A 16,444-nucleotide genomic window follows, 5' to 3' on the forward strand; every position below is an offset into this window, starting at 1 on the left:
TTTATGCACCAACTTTCTTGAACGAGGAACACCACCGAAAATTTATTTACCTCGCACCTTGATAAAATACCCTTTAGGGTATATTATTTATTTGTAGTATTAAAACTACATAATTCACCTATTTTTAGAAACAAAACCTTTATTTAAAAGCTTTTAAATACCCCAATATGTATTTAACGAGAAAAGGAGTGTTTATAATTGAGTAAAAAATTTTTAGTAGTCGGTGGCGTTGCAGGTGGTGCATCCACAGCGGCACGTCTTCGTCGTCTCGATGAAAAGGCAGAAATTATTATGTTTGAAAAAGGGCCGAATGTTTCATTCTCTAATTGTTCTCTCCCCTTCCATTTAAGCGGGATTGTTGAAGATAGCGACAAATTAATTTTAATGACGCCCCAAGGCTTTCAAACAAAATACAATATAGAGGCTCGTGTTCTGCAAGAAGTTGTACGTATTAACAGAGAGCAAAAAACCATCACCATTAAGGATTTAAAAACGAATAGAGATTATGAGGAAAGTTACGATACGTTAATTCTATCCCCAGGAGCAAGTCCTATCGTACCTGACTTAGAGGGCATCCATTCTAAGCACGTCTTTACCATTAGAAACGTGGCTGATATTGACCGTTTGAATCGACATCTACAAACAGATAATGTACAGGATATTGCAGTGATCGGCGGAGGCTTTATTGGCGTAGAGGTAGCGGAAAATTTGAATCTAGCAGGCTATAATGTATCTCTAGTTGAATTCGGCCAACAAATTATGGCCCCTTTTGATTATGATATGGCTCAAATTTTACACAAGGAAATGTTCGATAAAGGGGTTCAAGTCATTGTCAATGACGGTCTGGCAAAAGTTACACTAGATAATGTGACGTTAAATTCTGGCAAACAATTGAAAGCACAGGCAGTAGTATTAGCGATTGGCGTTCGCCCCGAAATCCGCTTAGCTAAAGAGGCCGGGCTAACAATCGGTGAACTCGGAGGTATTCAAGTTGATGCAAATTACGTGACGTCCGATCCTTCCATATACGCCGTGGGAGATGCAATTGAAGTATTCCATCAGCTTACCCATAAACAGACGCGCCTTGCTTTAGCCGGACCCGCTCAACGACAAGCACGTGCTGTAGCTAATCATATGTATAACATCCCTCATCACAACAAGGGAGTCATTGGATCTTCAAGTGTACAAATTTTCGACCTCGCATGTGCGACAACAGGCTTAAACGAAAAAACAGCCCTGGCAAATGGTTTTCAAGCGAAAAGTGTTTATTTGATAGCTCCCGACAAAGTAGGACTAATGCCAAATAGTAATCCACTTCACTTTAAGCTCGTTTATGAAACACCCACGGGTAAAATACTAGGGGCTCAAGCAATAGGTAAAGGTAATGCAGATAAGAGGATTGATGTTATAGCTACCCTCATCACAATGGGCGGTACTTTAGAAGATTTAAAGGAGCTAGAGTTATCTTATTCTCCAATGTTTAGCACTGCCCGTGATATTGTCAATTTGGCAGCTCTTGTAGCTCAAAATCTATTACACGGACACTTTAAGCAGGTAAAAGTTGATGAAGTGAGGAAACTCATTGAAAATCAAGCCTATTTCTTAGACGTTCGTGAAAAAAATGAATTTGAATCTGGTCATCTCATCAATGCACACAATATTCCTCTTAGTGAACTTCGGGAAAGAATGAATGAAATCCCAAAGGATCAAGCAGTATATGTACATTGCCGATCCGGTCAACGTAGCTATAATGCTGTTATGGCCCTTCAAAATAGCGGTTTTTCTAACATCTTTAATGTAAGTGGGTCATTCCTTGGCATTAGCTTATATGAATATTTTACAGATATCACAACAAACAGAGATAAAATAGTAACTGCGTATAATTTTAAATAACTTAAAAGGGATGCCAATTATCAGCATCCCTTTTCTTCGTTAGTTTGTAGACAAAACTTTCTCCCAGTCAATCGTACCATTTTTAACTTGTTCACGTTTTTCCTTATTCATGATGTCATTTGGACGCCCGCCTTTTGGCCAGTCTTTTTCATGGTTTGCCCACTCTGGACGATCCTGCGATAAAATAAAGGCAGCTAAATCTGCAGCTTCTTGATCTGTTAATGTTCCTGCTGCACCTATTGGCATATTATTTTGAATATAGCCAGCCATTTTTGACATACGTGCCATGCCTGCGCCATCATTAAATGAATTATCTCCCCATAAAGCCGGGCCAGTATTAGCACCAGTTCCTGCGCCATCTGCTGCATGACAGGCTATACAGGACTGCGCGTAAAGCTCCTCACCATCTGCAACATTTGGGATCGGCACATTCTTCATATCACTAGTGCCCGCCCATTCACGTTTTGCTCCAATCGGAACACCTTCAGAAATATAAGCAAAATACGCCACCATAGCCTCTAGTTCATCACTATTCATTTCGAATTTTTTACCATTCATACTACGAACCATACAGCCATTAATACGCTCCTCTATTGTAACCACACCACCCGAGCGTCCAATATACTGTGGATAATTTGCCATTACACCTACTAATGAGGAGGCTTGCTCATCATAGCCAGCACCAGCATGACAGCTTGTGCAAGATAATTGGTTGCCCACATATTCATCTGCCGCAACATGCGTGTTATTTACAAGTTCATAGCCATATAATATTGCTTCTTTCATTGGACCTTCTGGTACTTCCTCAATACTCGGCGGAGCATAGACCACTGACTGAGCAGCTGCTGTTGTTGGTAATTGTGTTTGCACTGTCGCTTCTTTCTCACTCACATTCGAATCAACTGTAATTTTGTCACTGACAAACGTCCCAACAAAAATGGCGCCTGCTAACAGTACTGTTCCTGCTACTCCTGCTACTATAGGTTTCATCTATAATACCCCCCTTTGTATTCTCACTTATATTTTAGCAACATAACAATTTATTGGATGTGATTTTTCTCACACCACAATAAAATAGAACCATTGAGATGATAAAAATGGATATTTTATACATTTTATTTTGTTCTATAACACAGAAAACAAGACTTAATACCTCTTGCAGTATTCATCTACTTCCCAAACAAAAAAAGCGTCGAGTACAAATTCGCACTCGACACCTCTTACGTCTTATAGTTTACACTGTCCATCAGCACATGCCGATTCTCCATTACCATTTATCGTTACTGTTGGCTGAATACCAGCTATTCCCGCAGCTTGATGCAAAGTCCGCACAAACACTTCATTCGGCTCAGCCCCTTTAATACCATAACGGTTTTCAAATACAAAGAACGGTACACTTCGCACGCCAAGTTGCTGTGCTTCATAGCGATCCTTGTCTAGCTCTTCACTAAAATCAGTTGAAGCTAATATTCCCTCCGCAGCTTCTCTATCCAAATCTAATTGCGCAATAACTTTTAATAAGAATTCATCTTTATTTAAATCTTCACCATCTTTAAAATAACCAGCCATTAGTAATTCAGTATATGCTGTCGCTTTACCAAATTGCTGCGTCCATTTAGCTAAACGATGCGCCTTTTCTGTATGCGCTGTTTTCATCTTAGCAAAATCATAATGCAAACCAACTTCCGTTGCTCTCGTAGCTATACCCTCGACCATATCTTTCACTTCATCTAGCGTGACATCATACTTTTTAGCCAGCGCCTCATAAAAAGATGGTGCATTCACTTTCGGGGTATCTGGGCTTATTTGAAATGCTTTATATTCTATTTCCACTAATCCTGTATAGCCTGCGATGTCAATCGCCCGTTCAAGTTCTTGCTTACCAATATAACAAAATGGACATGTAAAATCAGAGAAGACTTCAATTTTCATTACCATATCCCCTTTATAATATATCCATCCAAATTTTAATAGCTGTTGCTAATATAAGAACCGCTAAAATAATTTGTAGGAATTTTGTATTTAACTTGCCCCCTATTCTCGCACCTAGAGGAGCAGCTATTAGACTAGATACAATCAAGATGAGCGCTGGATAATATTCTACTTGCCCAGTCATTAATTTACCAATGGTACCTCCTATTGAGGAGATAAACGTAATAGCAAGGCTTGACGCAATAGTCATACGAGTAGGAATTCCTAATACCACAAGCATGATTGGTACTAATAAAAATCCACCAGCTGCCCCCACAATCCCGGAACCGATACCAACAACGAAAGCTAATAGGACCGCCAATGGTTTATTAAATGTAACAGCCTGCATTGGTCTATCATCAATTTGCTTTTTCGGTATGAACATCATCACAGCTGCAATTAATGCAAGAATTCCATAGACAATGTTAATACCAGACTCTGATAAAAATTTCGAACCGAAGCTACCTACAAAGCTTCCCGTTAATATGGCGCTCCCCATATAGATAATGAGTGATTTATTTAAATACCCACCTTTGCGATAGACCCAAACACCTGAAAGAGCAGCAAAAAGCACCTGAATCGCACTTATCCCTGACACCTCATGTGCCGAAAAGGCCGCAAACCCTAGTAATGGCGGTATATACAGTAGCATTGGGAAATTAATGATGGCACCGCCAATACCTAACATCCCCGATACAAATGAACCGAGAAAACCAATAAGTAAAATGGTTAAGATCCATGCAATATCCATTTATTTTTCCTTCTTTCTGGCTGTATTCAATAAAAGGAAAGAAGGGTTGTTCTACTGTAATAGACAACCCTCAATCAGCCCTATGCTTTTTGAATGAAAAATGTAATGACGCCAGCCTCTTCAGATTGATCTAAAATGATATGACCTCCAGCTTTTGCCCAAGCAGGAATATCCGCTAAAGCTCCTTTATCTGTCACCTGAACTTCTAAAACTTCCCCAGGCTTTAGGGTATCTATTGCTTTTTTTGTCTTCACAATAGGCATTGGACAAGAAAGGCCTTTTGCATCTAGTTGTAAACTTGATTTCATCATAATCTCCTTCTACTCGGCAAAGGTTGTAAGCGATTTTGCCGGTTCATCTTGTTTTATATCTTCATGCGCCTTCAATTCCCGAAATTTACAGGCATACTCATTGCACTTTAGCATGTTTTATCGTACTGCACAGCGATTTGGTCCAATTTCCATTTCTGTTTGCTCATCTAACCCAGGTGTTATTTTCCCCATATTCACCTGACGAATTTCCTGATAAGCATTGGGCTGTGGAGGTAATTCATCCGTTACCACACGTCTAAATTCTTCTTCATCTTGAATATTTAATCCATGGTTTTGTACAAATAAATCCCCTAGTCGTTTCGCAACCGTTCCATCTTCATTTAGCTCATCAATAATCATAAAATGTGCCGGTAAGACAATAAGTTCATCAGACAATTCTCGATAACGCTTGTAAAGCGTGTCTCGTAAATCTCCAACCCAATCATCAGCAAGGCCAGCTAAATCAGGACGTCCGATTGAATCGATAAATAAAATATCTCCAGTTAATAAATATTTGCTGTCAACAACAAATGAAGTAGAGCCTATCGTATGACCAGGAGAATAGATAGCTCCTACATCTATTTTTGATGCACCAATTTGAACAGTCGTGCCATCAGCTAATGGTGTATAGTGGAACACAACTTCCTCAGCGTCCTTAGGTGGCAAATAATAGGTTGCGCCTGTCATCTCTGCGATATGGCGCCCACCTGAAATGTGATCAGCATGTAAGTGTGTATCAAAAACATATTTAATTTGGACATTTTTATGTTCTGCAAAGGTTATAAACATATCTGTAAAACGTACAGCATCAATAATAGCTGCTTCACCTTCAGAAAGGACCATATAAGACAGACAACCCTTTCCTAAACGAACAAACTGGTAAAGCTCACCACCGCCTGTTAAATCTCCTATTTTGACTGGCTCTAAATATTCGCTCCAGGATTTCATACCTCCTGCTAAATAGGCAACCTCAATACCTGCCTCTGCTAACATTTCAGCGACCATTAAAGATGATCCTTCTTTTGCACATACGACTAAAACTTCTTTATCAGTTGGGATATTCGGTAAAATATTATCAATACCATCTAACAGTTCAAAATACGGTACATTTAAATACTCAAAGCGATGTCCGTCGATTTTCCAATCTTCGAATGCATCCGCATTACGAACATCTAAAATAAATAATTCCTCATTATGAATAACCTTTTTAGCTACTTGTGACGCACTCCATTTTTGAATTGACATCTCTTTTACCCCCATTGGTATTATTTTTATGTTTTTTATAGCGGAGAAGGGTATCCTCTCCGCTTTTAGAACACTAGAATGTAAGTGACGGTGCTGCGTCTTTCGCGAATTCAAGGAACGTTACGGCTCCCCCCACTTCAATACCCTCAATGAAATCTTCAGTAGTTAAACTCATTACATCCATTGTCATCTGGCAAGCAATAAATTTCACACCTAATTCTTGTGCCATCTCTACTAGTTGAGGGATAGCTGGCACATTTGCTTTTGTAAAACCTTCAGCATAATGTTCTGCTCCAGCTGGCATTGGTAATGCATGCATACCTTGCTTATGAATTAGATTCAAACCTTCAAATGTAAAGAAGATCGCTACCTCTTTCTCAGAAGCTGCTGCTGCAGTTGCGATATTAAACACCTTATACGCATCAAATAAACCACCGTTACTTGCAATAATTGCTACTTTGTTCGACATAATAAAATTCCTCCAATTTAAATGTTTTTTGTTAAATCGCCTGACCAAGATGTCATACCTGGTAGTACGTTAAATATTTTCGTAAAACCATGTGAAGCCAGCTTTTGCGCAGCCATGTCACTGCGTTTTCCAGTACGACAAATAACATATATCTCCTGCTCTTTATCAAGCTCAGAAAGTCGCGTCTCCAGTTCGCCCATTGGTATCGATTTTGCTCCCGCAATATGCCCAAAAGCGAATTCTGTTTCCTCACGTACATCAAGAATTAATCCTTTACGACTTGTGATTTGCTCTAAATCAATTGTTTGATCAAACATCATTTCTTCTATTTGGTCGTTTGTACATTTACGAATATAATGTTTCAGTACACCATCATCTTCTAAAGTACCAATATACTGATGACCTACAGTTTCAGCCCATGCTGCAATATCAGCTTTTGACCCTTTATCTGTCGCAGCTACTTCTAAAATTTGACCATCTACTAAATCAGCCATCGCTTTTTTTGTTTTCACAATCGGCATTGGGCAAGAAAGACCCTTGGCATCTAGCTGAAAATCCGCCTTCATAATTTTCTCAACCTCCACATACCTACAAGGGTATTATTTTACTCAAAAAAATATAGCAATAATCTATAACTGTACTTTACCCTCCCAAGCTAACATACCACCAGTCATGTTAGTTACATTAAAACCATTACTTTCTAATATTTGAGTAGCTCGAGCACTTCGTCCACCTGATCGACAAACCATAATATACGACTCTCTCTTATTTAATTCATGTAGTCGAAACTCTAATAAACCTAGCGGGATATGAATAACGCCTGGGATGTGACCAGCCTCCACTTCATCTACCTCTCGCACATCAATAAGATTCAGCTTCCCTCCTTGCTCCATCGTTTGCTGAACTTCTTTGGCTGTGATTTCTTTCATTTTTTCTCCTCCTAGTATGCACTCATTCCACCACGAACATTGGAAACACGCTCAAAGCCTTGCTTTTTCAGTTGCTTACAAGCCTGACTACTTCGCATGCCACTCTGACAAATAACTATGATCTCTTTATCCTTCGGTAGGTTTTCAAAGCTCGATCCAAGCGGAACATTTTTAAATTGCGAGATATGCCGACCTTTATACTCAGCAGGCGTGCGTACATCGATAAATATCTTATCCTTATCATTCAGCATATCTTTTAATTGGGCTGTAGATATTGATCGAACGCCCTTCGCTGGCTTCATTCGCCAAAAGAAAAAGGCTGCGACAAGCACAATAATAATCCATATTTCCATAGGATCAGTCCTCCCTTATATACGATTATGGGTATATCTTAGTTATCGACTTTTCACGACCAAATCCATTGCCTCTTGGATAGCAACATTCATTTTTTCAGCATTACCTTCAGCAGTCGATACACAATCTAATAAATTTTCACTTACAATGACACCAATCGTCCGATCAACAGCAGAACGCACGGCAGACAGCTGTGTAATCACATCTTTACAGCTTTGACCTTCTTCCATCATGCGTAAAATACCGCGCATTTGACCTTCCATACGTTTCACACGATTTGCAGTGTTTGGGCCATATGCCATTCTGTTACGCCCCCTTTCAAAACGGTTGAGTGAACTTCCTTACGAGATTCATATTATACCCCTATAGGTATATTGTCAATATGAAAGCTTCAAACTTTTTTATAGGGCTAAAATTCAGGGGCACAATGTTCTCCTCATTTCTTTAACCCCATCCATCTGCTTCCTTATTATTTCAATAAAAAAACCCTGCTACGAGTTATTACTCATAGCAGGGAAATCATTTTTATTTAGCTAATTGCATGGCTGGTCCAAAGAATTCATAGTGAATCTTCTCATCTTTCACGCCAATTTCCTGTAAATTTTTAATAACCGCTTCCATAAAGCCTACAGGGCCACATACATAAACATCTGCATTATCAGCTACTTTTTCAGCTAATAATTCTTTTGTAATAAGCTTGTCTTCATCAGAGTATAAAGCTGTATAGGATGCATTTGGTAATACGTTTACTTTCTCTTGAATGTCATCACTAAACGCTACAACTTTCTCATTACGAGCACATTGGATAAAGTTCACTTCATTCACTGCATTATCATTTAAAGATTGCAGCATACTGTTTAAAGGTGTTACACCGATACCACCACTCACAAATGTAATTGGTGCATCCGTTTCTTCTAACACAAATAATCCAGCTGGGGCACTTACATCCACTAAATCTCCAACCTGTAAGTGATCGTGAATATAATTCGACACTTTACCATTTGGCGTATGATCGCTTTCTCGTTTCACCGAAATACGATAGCCATCTTCTGCACTTGCTTGAGAAAGTGTGTATTGGCGGTTCATTAAATACTCTTCTCCTGGCACTTTCACTCGGATAGAGATGTATTGACCTGGTTCATAAGTTGGTAGCGGTGATCCATCTTCGTTTACAAAATAAATAGAAGTTACTAAGTCACTTTCCACAACTTTTTTCGCCACTTTTAATGGTTTAAATAGACGCCATCCACCATTGTTCTCAGTTTTTTGGTATAACTCTTCTTCTACTTGAATGAAAATATCTGCGATAACGCCATATGCCTCAGCCCATGCACCAATAATATCATCTGTTGCTGCATCACCAAGTACTTCTTTAATCGCTTTTAATAAGTTTTCACCCACGATTGGGTAATGTTCAGGTAAAATTCCTAAACTACGGTGTTTATGTGCAATAAGCATTACTGCTGGTAAAATTGCTTCTAAGTTTTCAATATGAACTGCTGCAGCGTAAACAGTATTAGCTAATGCTGTTTGCTGACGACCTTGTTCTTGGTTCGTGTGATTAAAAATATTTAGTAATTCTGGATGAGCTTGAAACATATTTTTGTAAAACGTCTTTGTGATTTCAACACCGTGAACTTCTAATACAGGTACTGTTGCTTTAATAATTTGAATTGTTTCTTGTTTTAACATATCGCTTACCATCCTTTCGTGATTACAATATAACGCTTTCATTCTCTTAAAGCAATATATAAAATACATCTTTAACAAAATAGACATATTTGATGTATTCTAAATACATCTTTAAAAAAAGGTTGAAGATATTATACTTCAATGTAAAAATGCTATAATTATTATGAATTATAGAAAGTAGGGTGTTCGGATGCGCTTAACTTTATACACGGACTACTCTCTGCGCACACTTATTTATTTAGGCGCAAAGGAAGATGGTCAATTATCAACTATTCAAGAGATATCAGATGCTTATAATATATCGAAAAACCATTTAATGAAGGTAACACACCAGCTTGGCTTATTAGGCTATATTGAAACTATTCGTGGACGGGGTGGTGGTATTCGCCTAGCCATCGATCCAAAAACCATTACTATTGGTGAAATTGTTCGTCATACAGAAGAAGATTTTCATCTTGTAGAATGTTTCGATAAAGAAAATAACCTATGTAAAATAGCTCCTGAATGTCAGCTAAAAGGTGTGCTGTATGAAGCTTTGCAAGCCTATTTGAACGTGTTAGATCAATACACCTTGGACGATTTCCTTCATTCCAAGGAAAAATTAATGGCTCTACTGCTCGGTAAATAAAAATACCCGCTCCACCTTTGTTGAACGGGTATTTTTTTATGAAGTTTGCTTATAATTGCTTTGTAAAGAAAATCATATCCAATGCACGAATACCATTTTCATAAATTGGTTCTGGGTAATGACTGAAGAAATCCTTTTCAATAGCCTCCATGCGAAAGCCTGCTTTTTGATAAAAAGCGATATTATCAATACTAGAGTTCGCCGTTCCAACCAATACTACCTGATAGCCTTCCTTACGGCACTTTTCAGTAAGTTGTCGTAATATCTCTTTGCCTATTCCCTTCCCTTGATACTTGGTTTCAATAGCAATATTCTTCAATTCAATTGTAGTGTCAGATTGAGGAATGACCAATGCCACTCCCACTAGCAGTTCTCCACAATTAATTTTATATAATGTACCCTTATCTAAATATTTCCGAACCGCTACCTCACTTTCATCCGCTAATAAAAGCTGGGGTAAAAAAGCTTCTCGGTTTCCTTCTACCTTTTCTAGGGATGTTCGATAACGGACATAGTCTTCTCGTTCAAAAACATTTAACACACATGGTTGCTTTTCCTTCACTTCTAACCACGAATGCTCCTCAGGATAATCTTTTTCCACCCCTACTCGAACAAAAGGTAGTTTTTCTTGGGCTTTTTGTGAACGGATATTAACCTTCCGTGCTCCTGCAAATACACGTAATAATCCTAGTTCAAAAAAAGCAATATCTAAGATAGCCTTTTTTGCTTCAAGATTATAGCCCTTTCCCCAAAATTGATAGCCAAGCCAAGAGCCAATATGACAGCTCTTTTTATGACGATCAATAAACATTAATGATGTCACACCAATGACTTGCCCCTCCTCATCTAAAATCACACGAGGAACGGTCTTACCTTCTTCTTCATCTATACGTTCACGCTTAATAAAATGAATCGTGTCTTCTACCTTGCCAGCAGGTAAGCCAAGGGCATCTCGAACCTGTGGCATAGAAGACAACGCATGCATAGCCTCGGCATATTTGATATCGTGTCTCACTAAAGTTACCGTCATCTTCTATTCTCCTTTATTTCTGTTAACAATACATTTTCTTTATTGTAAAGCTTACGAAAAACTTTTTCATCGACTGGAACATACATAAAATGTAATCATCTTTGTAGCCTTACAAACTACTTTAAATAAAGGCAACAAAAACTACAACAAAACGTGTTATAAAAAAGTTTACTTTATTAATGCTTTCAATATTCTCTCTATTAAAAAGTTAACTTTATTTTATGTATTACTCACTTTGCTACATTTTGCTATAAAACATTTATTGGAATTTAAATCAAAAGAGGAAGTGAATCGAATAAATATTTTGGAAGTTAGCTTCTGTAGCCTTAGCTACAACTATTGTCGGTGGTGAATTTAATAGCAATGCTATCGCTTCTGAATTAGAAACAATTGCAGTAGGAAATACATACGAGGTTCCTGCATCAGCTTTAGAAGAATCAATCAACTCAACTGATGAGTTTAAAGTTACAGTTACTTTTGTGCCTGCGGATGGATCTATCAACACTCAAGATCAACATATTAACACATTTGTTGGCTCTAGCATCGCGTTGAAGGGTCGTCATTGGGCAATTTCGAAAGGAGAGAGTTGTCCGTCAATGTAGGGGACGCTGTAGTTCAAGCTTATAAATCTAGCGGTGCACTACTTTGTACTTTATTATTTTTAAATAGGAGGATAGTTTGAAGTACTAAAAAGTAAAGAAAGTGAGCTTTACCTCACTTTCCTTACTTTTTTATTCTTTTGAGTTAATTGGTATTGTTATTTCTAGCTCTGAAATGTATTGAATGATCGGGTCACCGTTTTCATTCTCTTGATATGTTCCTTTTGGGTAGTCATTATAAAGATGGATATATGGTTTGATCGTAATAGCTTTTGGTAAGGTTTCAAATGGATGTAACCGTAAATCCATAATGAGATCGCTATTTCCTTTATTTGTCTCACGTCTACCATTGCCATGAATTAGTTTTAGTTCATGCCCTTGTTCATCATAAACTTCGATACTTATTCCTTCCCGGAAATCTACAGAAGTTGATTTATCAAGCAAGGCTATTCTTGTCGTAATACTAGTTGTAATAGGAGTTAGCATAATTTGTTCAATAGTAAACTGATTATTCTTGTACTTTCTACTTATATTAGGTTGTAGGTTTACATAGTTACCAATATCACTCACTGGAATATCCATTTTAAAAGGTTCAGAGATCCCAGTTATTGTAGCAGATAATGTCAAATTAAATTGCTTTGGAAAAGGACTTCCACCTTGGTTTTTCAAATCTGCAAATTCAAGAATTACGGAATTCTTATCCTTACTTGGTTGTTCAAAAACACTACTAAAATTGGTGTGATTCAATGGTTCACCATTTAGTAAAAATTCAATATTACTGATTTGCTCTGATAAATTTTCTTTGGCATTTTCACCTTCTTTATCATGGCGTTCGATCCCAATTGCAACACGTGTACCATCATACACTACTTCTGTTACATTTAATGTAAAGCCTTCATGCGTAGCGCTTATATTCAATTTTGTTGAGAGTCCCTTTTCATCTGCGGCGTGTAAACCAAGATCCCCTGTAAATTTAAAAACAGATGATAATAAAGGCACTTCTTTCATCGTCGCAGCCATCGTTGGTGAAATTAAACCTGTAACAATAATCAAACTAAAAATCATTGCTGCGGAGACGGTAATCATCATGACTCTTGGACGTAAGTTCTTACGAGTTTTAAATTTTTTAGACGGCTTTGTGTCACGGCTGCTTTCATATTTGTTCATTGTCCGATTTACTAAATCCACTTCCACAGGTGTTTCCCGAATAAACCTTTCTATCTGAGTTAACTCCTTAACCTCCAATCTTGAACGAGTGTCCATAAATATCCCCTCCTAACATATTTTCCTTCATCAATTTTTTACGTAATCGTTCATACTTTTTTCTTACTGTGGCTGCTTTCATATCCATAATGGCAGCAATTTCATCAAAGCTATACTCTTCAATAGAACGAAGTAATAAAATCCTTTTTTCATCTACATGTAAGTTTTCCAATAGCCTATGCACCATTTCATCATATTCAGGTATCGGAGCTTGCGTCTGCTTCACCTGTTCTTGCTTCATATTTAGCCAAAATTTATAGCCCCTATTTTTGGCTTTTATGACATCAATACAATGATGATGGGCAATTTTATAAAGCCATGCCGATAAGGAAACCGTATAAGAAAAGTTATGAATATTTTCTAATCCTTTAATAAAAATATCTTGTGAGGCATCCTCCGCCTCCTCTTTGGTTCCTAGCATATAGTAACAATAAATATAAATTTGCTTTTGAAAACAACGAATGATTTCTGCATAGGCACGTGTGTTACCTGATTGAACTTGCTCCACAATGGATTGAATATCTATATCAGCTCGCTCTTTTGATTGATTTAGTGCAGTCAAAGTTGTTCCCCCCTTTCCAATCTATATAACTGAAATTAATAGAAGTTTGTGACACTAGATAAAAAATCTTAAAAATATTATTGAATGTCAACAAGTTACTTGGAGAAATGTTTTACATCTTCCCTTCCTCGCCTATATAACTGAAATCAACAACCATTTGTGACACACATTAAAAAATTTTTTCACAAAAATAAAACGCTTAAGGATATCCTAAGCGCTTGAGTTTCTATTTTATTTTGGAGCTTGTTATAAACCCTTTAATAATTGGGATCAATACAACTATCAATACAATGGGTAGGAACCACCAGCCTAATGAATTTACCTCACCAAGACCAATCCGAACCATCTGAATCGATATAAAGGCAAATAAAATGAGGCAGATATTTTTCACCTGATTTAGTATTTTTCTGCTATTCAAATAAAATGCTGTTACATTACTTTCATTCAAACGTGACGGATAATTATGCATATGAGGTGCTTTTTCTAGCAGCCCCATTACAATCCATAAAAATAAACCGATGAATGGAAGAATAAATAATTCAATTTTTGAACCCCAGCGATCAACCTCACCCATCCCATTAAAATGACCAGGTATTTCATCAGGCAACTTACCCCATGCCAATATAATATAAAAGATGGATAAAATAAATATACTACCACCAATATAGTCCCATATCTTTTCTGATTTCGTTTTAGGTAACTTTAAAATTGGCCTATACATTTTCTCCACCCCTGTTCTTTTCCTTTACTGCTTCTACGTTATGACTACTATTAAAGTTTCAAAATTTATGAAAATTGACTTAATATTCAACATGCACCATTAACTATCCCTATTATTAGTAGCATTATAGCGGTAAAATCTACTTTTTTTATTACTTCATATATAATTTATACCTATTTTCAAACTGCTAATTACTGTAGAAATACTCATAATACTTTGTAAAATTCATATAATCTGATATAAATGATATATATACATATTTCATTATTTTGTAACATTTCTACTAATTACTGAGAAAGGATATTTCAACTATGCGATTTACTATCTACAAGAAATTATTACTCGGTTTTTTTATAGTTATTTTGGTACTCGTTACAACAATCGGCTTAAATATAAAACAGCTTGATTCTGTAAATAAGACCTATCGTACATTATTGGAGGAACAAACTACTAAATCTATAAGTATTCAGGAATTAAGGGTGATTGCAAAACAGGAAATTGTCAGCATGCGAGGCTACCTACTACTTGGAGACAAACAAAACTTTCAAAGTAATCAAGCCTCACGCGAAGAATTCAAACAAAAATCAGAAGAATTAATGGCTACTTTAGATTCAGAAAAATCAATTAAGCTGCTTGAAGCTATTAATAAAAGTGAGCAAAATGTTCAAGAATTTGCAGATCGTATGTTTGAGTTAAAAGCTGCTGGCGAAACAGAGAAGTACGAAAAATTGGATAGTACTCAAGGACGCTTAATTATTAAACAATTCGATGAACGTGTTGAAAACCTTTCTAATTATCAAAATGAATATGTAGAAGGTAAAATGGCTGCTACATCCAATCAAATTCAAGATATCAAGCTCCAAATGATGCTTCTTGGGGTCTTTGCAGTTGTCATAAGTCTGATAATTGCTATGGTGGTTGGTAGTCTAATGTCTCGTCCAATTAACGGTATGGCTAAGGCTGCGAAAAAAATAGCTGAGGGTGACTTAACAGCTGAACAAATTCGTATAAAGAATCGTGATGAAGTGGGTGATTTAGCGCTTGCGTTTAATCAAATGGCTACAAATTTAAAGGATTTAATTACGAATGTTCGCCAAAACACTGTACAAGTAAGTGGTTCTGCTGCTGAGTTAACAGCTAGTGCAGAGCAAACTATCCAGGCTACAGAACAAATCACTTCTTCTATTCAAGAGGTTGCTAGTGGCTCAGAGGCTCAAGGGAAAAACGCAACTGAAAGCTCAGAAGCAATGAAAAACATGACAAAGGGTATCCAACAATTAGCTTCTACTACTGCTGCTGTTTCTGAACTGGCAATCGAAACAAATTCAGAGGCTAAGAAAGGGAATGATTCATTACATCGTGTTATCTCTCAGATGACAACAATCAACACGGCTGTTTTAGAGTCAGCAAGTGTTGTTAAAAATCTAGACGGGCACTCCATTGAAATTGGCAATATCATTGGTATTATTACTGATATTGCAGAACAAACAAACTTATTAGCACTTAATGCTGCAATTGAAGCGGCTCGTGCAGGCGATCATGGACGCGGTTTTGCAGTCGTTGCAGATGAAGTGAAAAAGCTAGCAGAGCAATCAAAAAAATCCGCTGAGCAAATCGCTACCTTGATTTCTGAAATACAGCAGGATACAAACCGTGCTGTAACGGTGATGGATACTGGAACTCAAGAGGTTCAAATTGGTATGCAAGTAGTGAAGGTAGCAGAAGAAGGTTTCTCTAAGATTGTTGAGCTGATTGAGCAAGTATCCATGCAAATCCAAGAAGCAACGACAGTGTCAGAGGAGATGTCCTCTAGCGCAGAGCAAATCTATGCTTCCTTTGATGAAATTGCAACTATTGCACAGATGTCCTCATCTAATTTACAAAATGTTGCTTCTGCTTCCGAAGAACAATTAGCTACTATCGAAGAAGTAGCCGCTTCAGCAGCAACACTTTCAAATATGGCAGAAGAACTTCACACGCAAGTCTCTCGTTTTAAGGTAGAATAAAAAACTGCTCGTTTTCTTTA

The 16,444-nt window shown here is 37.3% G+C and carries 19 protein-coding genes; 3 read left to right on the forward strand and 16 right to left on the reverse strand.

All coding sequences use genetic code 11. The features are described 5' to 3' along the window. Nucleotides 1-198: 198 nt before the first annotated feature. A complete protein-coding gene (locus MHB39_RS21135; RefSeq protein WP_342545254.1) occupies nt 199-1,893 on the forward strand; it encodes an FAD-dependent oxidoreductase in 1,695 nt (564 codons plus the stop codon). Nucleotides 1,894-1,932: 39 nt separating this feature from the next. Here MHB39_RS21135 and MHB39_RS21140 read toward each other — a convergent pair whose 3' ends face one another. The 11 genes from MHB39_RS21140 to hmpA form a co-directional block, all read right to left on the reverse strand. Next, complete coding sequence (locus MHB39_RS21140) at nt 1,933-2,883, reverse strand: c-type cytochrome (RefSeq protein WP_016992904.1); 951 nt, start codon at nt 2,881-2,883, stop codon at nt 1,933-1,935. Between the two features lie 237 nt (nt 2,884-3,120). Then, on the reverse strand, nt 3,121-3,825 hold the full coding sequence (locus MHB39_RS21145; RefSeq protein ID WP_342545257.1) for a DsbA family oxidoreductase: 705 nt from the start codon (nt 3,823-3,825) through the stop codon (nt 3,121-3,123). A gap of 13 nt (nt 3,826-3,838) precedes the next feature. Then, nucleotides 3,839-4,615 (reverse strand): sulfite exporter TauE/SafE family protein, encoded by a 777-nt coding sequence (locus MHB39_RS21150; RefSeq protein WP_339280405.1) that lies wholly within the window; start codon nt 4,613-4,615, stop codon nt 3,839-3,841. A gap of 80 nt (nt 4,616-4,695) precedes the next feature. Beyond that, the gene (locus MHB39_RS21155; RefSeq protein ID WP_088364071.1) at nt 4,696-4,926 is read right to left on the reverse strand and encodes a sulfurtransferase TusA family protein; all 231 of its coding nucleotides are present in this window, start codon (nt 4,924-4,926) and stop codon (nt 4,696-4,698) included. A gap of 117 nt (nt 4,927-5,043) precedes the next feature. Continuing rightward, a complete protein-coding gene (locus tag MHB39_RS21160) occupies nt 5,044-6,171 on the reverse strand; it encodes an MBL fold metallo-hydrolase (RefSeq protein WP_342545260.1) in 1,128 nt (375 codons plus the stop codon). A gap of 73 nt (nt 6,172-6,244) precedes the next feature. Further along, nucleotides 6,245-6,640 carry a DsrE/DsrF/DrsH-like family protein gene (locus tag MHB39_RS21165; protein ID WP_016992899.1) on the reverse strand — a complete coding sequence of 132 codons (396 nt, stop codon included), beginning with the start codon at nt 6,638-6,640 and terminating at the stop codon, nt 6,245-6,247. A gap of 17 nt (nt 6,641-6,657) precedes the next feature. Beyond that, nucleotides 6,658-7,206 (reverse strand): sulfurtransferase TusA family protein, encoded by a 549-nt coding sequence (locus MHB39_RS21170; protein ID WP_342545261.1) that lies wholly within the window; start codon nt 7,204-7,206, stop codon nt 6,658-6,660. Nucleotides 7,207-7,269: 63 nt separating this feature from the next. Continuing rightward, nucleotides 7,270-7,569, reverse strand: a complete 300-nt coding sequence (locus tag MHB39_RS21175; protein ID WP_258859867.1) for a rhodanese-like domain-containing protein — start codon at nt 7,567-7,569, stop codon at nt 7,270-7,272. A gap of 11 nt (nt 7,570-7,580) precedes the next feature. After that, nucleotides 7,581-7,922: a rhodanese-like domain-containing protein gene (locus MHB39_RS21180; protein WP_036079498.1), complete on the reverse strand. Its 342-nt coding sequence runs from the start codon at nt 7,920-7,922 to the stop codon at nt 7,581-7,583. 42 nt (nt 7,923-7,964) lie between these two features. Beyond that, nucleotides 7,965-8,225 (reverse strand): metal-sensitive transcriptional regulator, encoded by a 261-nt coding sequence (locus tag MHB39_RS21185; RefSeq protein ID WP_342545263.1) that lies wholly within the window; start codon nt 8,223-8,225, stop codon nt 7,965-7,967. A 223-nt stretch (nt 8,226-8,448) separates the two neighbouring features. After that, nucleotides 8,449-9,615, reverse strand: coding sequence for an NO-inducible flavohemoprotein (gene hmpA, locus MHB39_RS21190; RefSeq protein WP_016992894.1), 1,167 nt, complete (start codon nt 9,613-9,615; stop codon nt 8,449-8,451). 190 nt (nt 9,616-9,805) lie between these two features. Here hmpA and MHB39_RS21195 point away from each other — a divergent pair, with 190 nt between their 5' ends. Further along, nucleotides 9,806-10,243 (forward strand): Rrf2 family transcriptional regulator, encoded by a 438-nt coding sequence (locus MHB39_RS21195; RefSeq protein WP_004231845.1) that lies wholly within the window; start codon nt 9,806-9,808, stop codon nt 10,241-10,243. Between the two features lie 49 nt (nt 10,244-10,292). On the opposite strand, the gene MHB39_RS21200 is transcribed toward MHB39_RS21195, so the two are convergent. From MHB39_RS21200 to MHB39_RS21220, 5 genes are all read right to left on the reverse strand, one after another. Further along, on the reverse strand, nt 10,293-11,273 hold the full coding sequence (locus MHB39_RS21200; RefSeq protein WP_342545266.1) for a GNAT family N-acetyltransferase: 981 nt from the start codon (nt 11,271-11,273) through the stop codon (nt 10,293-10,295). Nucleotides 11,274-11,547: 274 nt separating this feature from the next. Beyond that, complete coding sequence (locus MHB39_RS21205) at nt 11,548-11,778, reverse strand: hypothetical protein (protein WP_342545268.1); 231 nt, start codon at nt 11,776-11,778, stop codon at nt 11,548-11,550. A 226-nt stretch (nt 11,779-12,004) separates the two neighbouring features. After that, a complete protein-coding gene (locus MHB39_RS21210) occupies nt 12,005-13,135 on the reverse strand; it encodes a DUF4179 domain-containing protein (protein ID WP_036079507.1) in 1,131 nt (376 codons plus the stop codon). Beyond that, entirely contained in the window at nt 13,107-13,697 is a 591-nt protein-coding gene (locus MHB39_RS21215; protein WP_036079510.1) for an RNA polymerase sigma factor, read from the reverse strand. The genes MHB39_RS21210 and MHB39_RS21215 overlap by 29 nt, the downstream gene beginning before the upstream one ends. Nucleotides 13,698-13,923: 226 nt before the next feature. After that, on the reverse strand, nt 13,924-14,418 hold the full coding sequence (locus MHB39_RS21220; RefSeq protein ID WP_342545270.1) for a DUF1648 domain-containing protein: 495 nt from the start codon (nt 14,416-14,418) through the stop codon (nt 13,924-13,926). Between the two features lie 311 nt (nt 14,419-14,729). On the opposite strand from MHB39_RS21220, the gene MHB39_RS21225 reads away from it, so the two are divergent. Next, a complete protein-coding gene (locus tag MHB39_RS21225) occupies nt 14,730-16,424 on the forward strand; it encodes a methyl-accepting chemotaxis protein (protein ID WP_036079514.1) in 1,695 nt (564 codons plus the stop codon). Nucleotides 16,425-16,444 lie beyond the last annotated feature (20 nt).

Source organism: Lysinibacillus sp. FSL K6-4013, assembly GCF_038630435.1.
Lineage (GTDB): Bacteria > Bacillota > Bacilli > Bacillales_A > Planococcaceae > Lysinibacillus > Lysinibacillus boronitolerans.

Bases quoted from the DNA above. Each gene is read 5' to 3' on its own strand.
- MHB39_RS21180 (WP_036079498.1), bottom strand. From the start codon at position 7,922: ATGGAAATATGGATTATTATTGTGCTTGTCGCAGCCTTTTTCTTTTGG.
- hmpA (WP_016992894.1), bottom strand. From the start codon at position 9,615: ATGTTAAAACAAGAAACAATTCAAATTATTAAAGCAACAGTACCTGTA.
- MHB39_RS21145 (WP_342545257.1), bottom strand. From the start codon at position 3,825: ATGAAAATTGAAGTCTTCTCTGATTTTACATGTCCATTTTGTTATATT.
- MHB39_RS21220 (WP_342545270.1), bottom strand. From the start codon at position 14,418: ATGTATAGGCCAATTTTAAAGTTACCTAAAACGAAATCAGAAAAGATA.
- MHB39_RS21170 (WP_342545261.1), bottom strand. From the start codon at position 7,206: ATGAAGGCGGATTTTCAGCTAGATGCCAAGGGTCTTTCTTGCCCAATG.
- MHB39_RS21165 (WP_016992899.1), bottom strand. From the start codon at position 6,640: ATGTCGAACAAAGTAGCAATTATTGCAAGTAACGGTGGTTTATTTGAT.
- MHB39_RS21155 (WP_088364071.1), bottom strand. From the start codon at position 4,926: ATGATGAAATCAAGTTTACAACTAGATGCAAAAGGCCTTTCTTGTCCA.
- MHB39_RS21160 (WP_342545260.1), bottom strand. From the start codon at position 6,171: ATGTCAATTCAAAAATGGAGTGCGTCACAAGTAGCTAAAAAGGTTATT.
- MHB39_RS21225 (WP_036079514.1), top strand. From the start codon at position 14,730: ATGCGATTTACTATCTACAAGAAATTATTACTCGGTTTTTTTATAGTT.
- MHB39_RS21195 (WP_004231845.1), top strand. From the start codon at position 9,806: ATGCGCTTAACTTTATACACGGACTACTCTCTGCGCACACTTATTTAT.
- MHB39_RS21140 (WP_016992904.1), bottom strand. From the start codon at position 2,883: ATGAAACCTATAGTAGCAGGAGTAGCAGGAACAGTACTGTTAGCAGGC.
- MHB39_RS21185 (WP_342545263.1), bottom strand. From the start codon at position 8,225: ATGGCATATGGCCCAAACACTGCAAATCGTGTGAAACGTATGGAAGGT.
- MHB39_RS21150 (WP_339280405.1), bottom strand. From the start codon at position 4,615: ATGGATATTGCATGGATCTTAACCATTTTACTTATTGGTTTTCTCGGT.
- MHB39_RS21175 (WP_258859867.1), bottom strand. From the start codon at position 7,569: ATGAAAGAAATCACAGCCAAAGAAGTTCAGCAAACGATGGAGCAAGGA.
- MHB39_RS21210 (WP_036079507.1), bottom strand. From the start codon at position 13,135: ATGGACACTCGTTCAAGATTGGAGGTTAAGGAGTTAACTCAGATAGAA.
- MHB39_RS21200 (WP_342545266.1), bottom strand. From the start codon at position 11,273: ATGACGGTAACTTTAGTGAGACACGATATCAAATATGCCGAGGCTATG.